6 protein-coding genes are annotated in these 5597 nt (G+C 47.7%); 3 read left to right on the top strand and 3 right to left on the bottom strand.

The annotated features are described in order from the left end of the window. Window positions 1-349: 349 nt before the first annotated feature. Genes VN105_RS10060 through VN105_RS10070 form a run of 3 tightly spaced genes read right to left on the bottom strand, consistent with a single transcriptional unit; the run spans window position 350 to window position 3788 of the window. On the bottom strand, window positions 350-1048 hold the full coding sequence (locus tag VN105_RS10060) for a LytTR family DNA-binding domain-containing protein (protein ID WP_325640410.1): 699 nt from the start codon (window positions 1046-1048) through the stop codon (window positions 350-352). Between the two features lie 34 nt (window positions 1049-1082). After that, window positions 1083-2267: a DUF4407 domain-containing protein gene (locus VN105_RS10065; RefSeq protein WP_325640412.1), complete on the bottom strand. Its 1185-nt coding sequence runs from the start codon at window positions 2265-2267 to the stop codon at window positions 1083-1085. Beyond that, the gene (locus tag VN105_RS10070) at window positions 2268-3788 is read right to left on the bottom strand and encodes a sensor histidine kinase (RefSeq protein WP_325640414.1); all 1521 of its coding nucleotides are present in this window, start codon (window positions 3786-3788) and stop codon (window positions 2268-2270) included. Window positions 3789-4051: 263 nt separating this feature from the next. Between VN105_RS10070 and VN105_RS10075 the strand changes: the two genes are divergently transcribed. The 3 genes from VN105_RS10075 to VN105_RS10085 all read left to right on the top strand — a co-directional run. Continuing rightward, window positions 4052-4462 carry a Dabb family protein gene (locus tag VN105_RS10075; protein WP_325640416.1) on the top strand — a complete coding sequence of 137 codons (411 nt, stop codon included), beginning with the start codon at window positions 4052-4054 and terminating at the stop codon, window positions 4460-4462. A gap of 9 nt (window positions 4463-4471) precedes the next feature. Next, the gene (locus VN105_RS10080) at window positions 4472-4978 is read left to right on the top strand and encodes a DinB family protein (RefSeq protein ID WP_325640418.1); all 507 of its coding nucleotides are present in this window, start codon (window positions 4472-4474) and stop codon (window positions 4976-4978) included. Window positions 4979-5037: 59 nt separating this feature from the next. Continuing rightward, window positions 5038-5597 (top strand): gamma-glutamyltransferase (locus VN105_RS10085; protein WP_325640420.1); only part of this gene is annotated, 560 nt, incomplete at its 3' end.

Genomic DNA, 5597 nt, shown 5'->3' on the forward strand with positions numbered 1-5597 from the left:
GAAACCTACGAAACTACCGCATACAAGAACAATTTGCTGCAGGAACGATCAGTGAGAAAAATAACGTATTGAACATAAGTTTGTATTAACCTGATCAACATCTTCACTCCTTTCTAAACATAATATAATGTACCCCATTAACATCAAAAAGAGTCCTTCATCAGACAACCTCCACTTCGATAATCTCCGCAAAAAATCATCTATCCCAAAAAACAAAATCAGGGTAATCAGCATAATCAGTTTAATCCTGAGTCAGACAATCTCCGCAAAAAATCATCTCCCCCAAAAAACAAAATCGGTGCAATCAGCATAATCATCATAATCCTGAGTCAGACAAAACCCGCTAAGGTCAGAAATTGAGGAGACGTTCAATCGCAGGAGCATAAGCTGCCCCTATAGGAATGGGAATGTTTTTGATGTAAAGGGAGTTCCGGTCGGCGCGTTCAATTTTCTTGTTGGCTACAATGTAGGAACGGTGCACGCGGGTAAAAGAGCCGATAGGCAGCAGGTCTACCGCCTCCTGCATGGAGAGGCGGGAAATGAGCTTGCGGTCGGTAAGGATGAAGTTGACGTAGTTACCGGCGCTTTCCAGGTAAAGGATATCATCCAGTACAATGCGGAATTGTTCATACCCGCTTTTCACGAAAATATAATCGGGTTGTTCTTTGGTAGCAGGAGCTCCGTTTTGCTGCTTCAGTTGCAACAGGTTATTGGCTTTATTGCATGCCTTCATGAAACGTATGAGGGAAAAGGGTTTGAGCAGGTAATCGATGGCATCGAGCTCAAAACTTTTCACGGCATGCTCGGAGTAAGCGGTTGTAAAAACAGTCATAGGAGGATGAGGCAGGCTGGACAAAAAATCAAGCCCGGAGATATCCGGCATTTTAATATCCAGGAACAGCAGGTCTACCTTTTCTTTGCTGAGAAAATCGATTGCTTCAAAAGCATTGGTAAAAAAACCTTTCATTTCCAGGAAGGGTACCCTGGCAGCGTGATTCTTGATAACAGCCAGCGCCACCGGTTCATCATCTATCGCAATAGCAGTCATTTTTGGCTATTTTATTTGTAAGCAATACAGGGATTTAACTGATCTTTCCCAGTAATAATCTCCTGGCTTGTTGCCAGAGATTCTGGTACTGGCCGTTTTCCCGGTTCTTCCACTCTTTTACGAGCGCTTCGGCCTGTTCCCGGCGCAGGTCGCGGGTAGATTCAAAAAGGTGGTCCACTGTTTCCTTGTCGGCTGCCAGTGCGGCAGCCTGGTAATGTTCCATCAGTTCTTTGCCGGTATCTGTTTGCAGTTGTGCCGAAGTTACGCCCTGCGCGGTAGCTGCCGCCAGCTTTTCATCGTATTCTCCTTTAGGCATCAGTATTTTACTGAGCAACGGCATTACTTCAATGAGGGTAATGATAAATACTATAAGGCGGTACCGTTGTTTTACCGGCGGATGTGTTTCAGTAAGTTCGTTCAGGGCTTCAATCTGCGCCAGGAAGCCATTGGTAAGTGTGCCAACGTATACGGCTTCCTTGAGGCTATCTACCGTATGCATACGCGCCATCTGTGCCTGCAGCTGTTGCTGCTGAGGCTCCCAGGCTCTTTGCATCGCCTGCAGCTCTTCTTCCGATTTAAGGTAGGCTGATTTCTTCACCCGGGCAATGTCCGACTCTCCTATCCTGCCGGAGCCGCCGGTACCATCGGTTTCTTTGATATAGCCGTCTTTATACACTTTCATTTCGGCTGTTTTCTGCGCCAGCTGTTGCTTACCCTGATCAAGGGATTGCTGCAGGGTGGCCATCTGACCGGCGTTCAGCTTTACCAGTTGCGCCCGGTAAGCATCGAGCTTTGCCTGTTTTCCAAGTTCCAGCTGGGTATCAATATCTTTCTTAAACAACATTAATACCACGGGTTGGGATATAAACAAGCCTATAGTAACGGCAAGGATTAAACGAAAAATAACCGGCATTACTTTTATACCGCCGTTAGTGCGCGACATCGCGGCAATGAGGGTACGGTCCACCGACAAAATAGCGAAACCGAAAAACAGCGCCAGTCCGGCTACTATCATATCGTCGTTTACGATGGTGGAAAAGAAATAGCCCCAGGATAATGTGGCAAACATCCAGGTAACCAATACGGAAACGCCAATGATACGGTAGCGTTCTTTCTCTGTTTTACATTCCTGCAATACATCTGCATCGGCGGCGGCCAGCCACCATAAAAAGCGCGTCATGCCATCAGGGCCCGGTACCACTTCTTCTTCTTTTTTCATTTACTTACTTATTAACTTAACATCAATAGTCAGATGGATAAAAAACTCAGTAGCCGTTTGACGGATACTCAGCTCGTGCCGGTGAGGATACAATAAATTTAGTCTTTCTTTTACATTATTCAAACCTATCCCCATCCCCTCTCTTTCCGGGTCATTTTCCGGGCGGGGATGCACACTGTTATACACATCGAAGAAGATCTGTTCCGGCGTACAGCTGAGGGAAATCACGATACGGGAACGATGCCGCAGGCTGATACCGTGTTTAAACGCATTTTCCACAAAAGGGATCAGCAGCATTGGCGCAATTTCATGCTGACATTGACTTTCATCTATATTTACTTCTATCAGGATATCGGGAGAAGATAAGACCCGAAGGCGCTGCAGCGCAATATAATTTTGCAGGTAAGCCACTTCCTTATCAAGTGGAATTTTTTCCAGGTGGTTATCATGTAGCATAAACCGCATCATATCGCCCAGTTTCTGGATGCCTTCACTGGTACGGGCGGCCTCTTCCTGTAAAGCAGTACCATACAGCGTGTTCAGTGCATTGAATAAGAAGTGCGGATTGATCTGGGAACGGAGGAAGTCGAGGTTGGCAGCGGAGTGTCCCAATGCTTTTTTCAGGGTAACTACTGTATTTACCTGTTTCTGGCGACTTTTAAACAACAACCAGCAAACAGGCAGCACAATTCCTATGGAAACACCGATACCTATAAAAGTAAGTGCGGCAAACCATCCGCCATTGCGGTGTACCAGTGCGCGGCATATCAATCCCATCATCACGTTACTGGCCAGGATGGTAAAAACAATATCCCTGATCAGCAGCCCTTTATTCTTGTGGCCGTCTTCAAAGTTTGGAAATACCCTGTAACGAAGCACAAAGAACACTATAATTTGTGAAGGGCCGAAGAAAAAGATCAATAGCGCCATGTCTCTCGAATCGGAAAAAGACAGGCAAAACAATACGACAAATATACCGGCAGCCCAGCAGATCTCGGTGAATATCTGTCTGAAAGCCGTATCCGCTGCAATCCGCGGATACAGCACGCTTACCAGGGCTTTCCGGATATAATAATAGGCTACATACAGCACACCGGAAAAAACCGTAGTGATAAAAGCTGTTTTTGCGAAATACATATGCGCTCCCCTTACGGTATCATATACACCAAACAGGTAACCATTATACCAGGAATTGGCCACCATCATCATAGCAAAATAAAATAACCCCACAGGCAGCAGCAGCAACACCCCTCCTACCCATTTTCCTTTTTCCAGGAACTCCGGCACAATAACAAAGTTCACCAGCAGGAAGGTGACGTACACCAGCATGATCCGGCCCATGGAGGGCAGCAGGAAATGGATGTAATAATCGAACACCTGGTGGTACCTGGCGAATTTATCGCCATAAATACGCTGCAGCTCAAATACATTGTAAATAATGCTGGGGTAAAGGGTCGAAAACATCAGCAACACAAAAATGGCTGTCACGATGCCAAATTCAATTCTCTTAAATTGATTCATAAGGTTGATGTATTTACGGCAATAATAGCAATTGTTGACATGCAGCAGGGGCAAAATGGGATGAAAGTGGTGTAATACGGTATGAAATCGGGTTTGCGCCGGAATAGCCGGCCGTTAAACACCTGGTTTCAATCGCTGTAGGGGCTGGAAAGAAATAGCCGGCAAAAAGTAACCGGAAGCTGCGGGTATTAGTGTCGGTTTGACAGGGATAATTATAATAAATCGACAATGTTTATTATTTTCATCGCCTCAACACGCCCGATATGAGCACTTCTAACAGACGTAAATTTTTAGGAACCGCAGCAGCGCTTGCCGCCGGTACTGCCGCTGCCGCAGCAATACCCTCAACAAATATGGAAAAGAAATACCCGATTGTGCACCACGTATTCTTCTGGCTAAAGAACCCTGATTCCAAAGAAGACCGCGATAAACTGGTGGCGGGCGTAAAAACCCTGGCTAAAATAGAAACTGTTCGCGACCTGCGTGTAGGCGTGGTAGCGAGTACCGAAAAACGCGACGTGGTGGATAACAGCTGGGGCGTATCGGAACTGATCTTTTTCAGTGATCTGGCCGGACAGGCCACCTATCAAACCCACCCCATACACCTGGAGTTTGTTAAAAACTGCAGTCACCTATGGGAAAAAGTGATTGTTTATGATGCCGTAGAAGTATAAAAAAATATTATGGCCACAGAATACTGGATGAGCGGACCGGTAGAAAACATACCGGCGTTACTGCAACCCGCAGCGCATGCACTATTGCAGGCCAACCTGGAGATCAATAACCTGATGCAGGATTTCCCCGAAGCGTTGCTATGGGAGAAGCCGGCAGGACTGGCATCGCCGGGATATCACCTTCAGCATATAAGCGGAGTGCTGGACCGGCTGTTTACCTACGCCAGGGCGGAGCAGCTCAGTGAGCAGCAGTTCGCCGCCCTGGCCGGTGAGGGCCAGCCAACCGCCACCCTCCACCAGTTACTGGATCATTTCGACGCACAGGTACATAAAGCATTGATGCAATTATCCGGCACCCCGGAAACTTCCCTGACGGATTTCCGGGGCGTGGGCCGCAAGCAACTTCCCTCTACTGTACTGGGACTATTATTCCATGCAGCAGAACACACCATGCGGCATACCGGACAACTGCTGGTTACTGCCAAAGTATTACTGGCCGCCCAGCAAGCTCCCTGAGCCCTTACCCTTCATGTAAATCCGGATTTTTTTAATCCGTAAAATTATAAATTAGCCCGATGAAACGCTTCCTCCTCCTTTCCCTCGTGTTGGGTTGTTATACCGGCATGCAGGCACAACAAACGCAAAAACCGCCATTACATGGTAAAAACTGGATGGCCGTAACCGGCAAACCATTGGCTGCCACTGCCGGCGCCATGATTTTCCAGCAGCACGGCAATGCCGTAGACGCTGCCTGCGCCATGCTGGCCGCTACCTGTACTATGTGGGATGTGCTGAGCTGGGGCGGGGAAACACAAGCGCTGATTTACAATCCCACCACGGGGAAAGTAATTGCCATCAATGCACTGGGTGTTGCCCCTACAGGCGCCACACCGGCTTTCTATAAAGGAAAAGGATATGACTTCCCCCCTGAATATGGCCCCCTGGCAGCCGTAACCCCGGGAACCGCCGGAGGATTGTGCTACATGCTGGCGGAATACGGAACCATGAGCTTAAAACAGGTGCTGGCGCCCGCTATGGAAATGGCTGCCGGTTACCCTATAGAAGCACAAACCGCCAACAGTATTGAACGCGGGAAAAAGTATATTAACCAGTGGCCTTACAGCAAAGCCGTTTT

The organism is Chitinophaga sp. (assembly GCF_035564935.1).
Taxonomy (GTDB): domain Bacteria; phylum Bacteroidota; class Bacteroidia; order Chitinophagales; family Chitinophagaceae; genus Chitinophaga.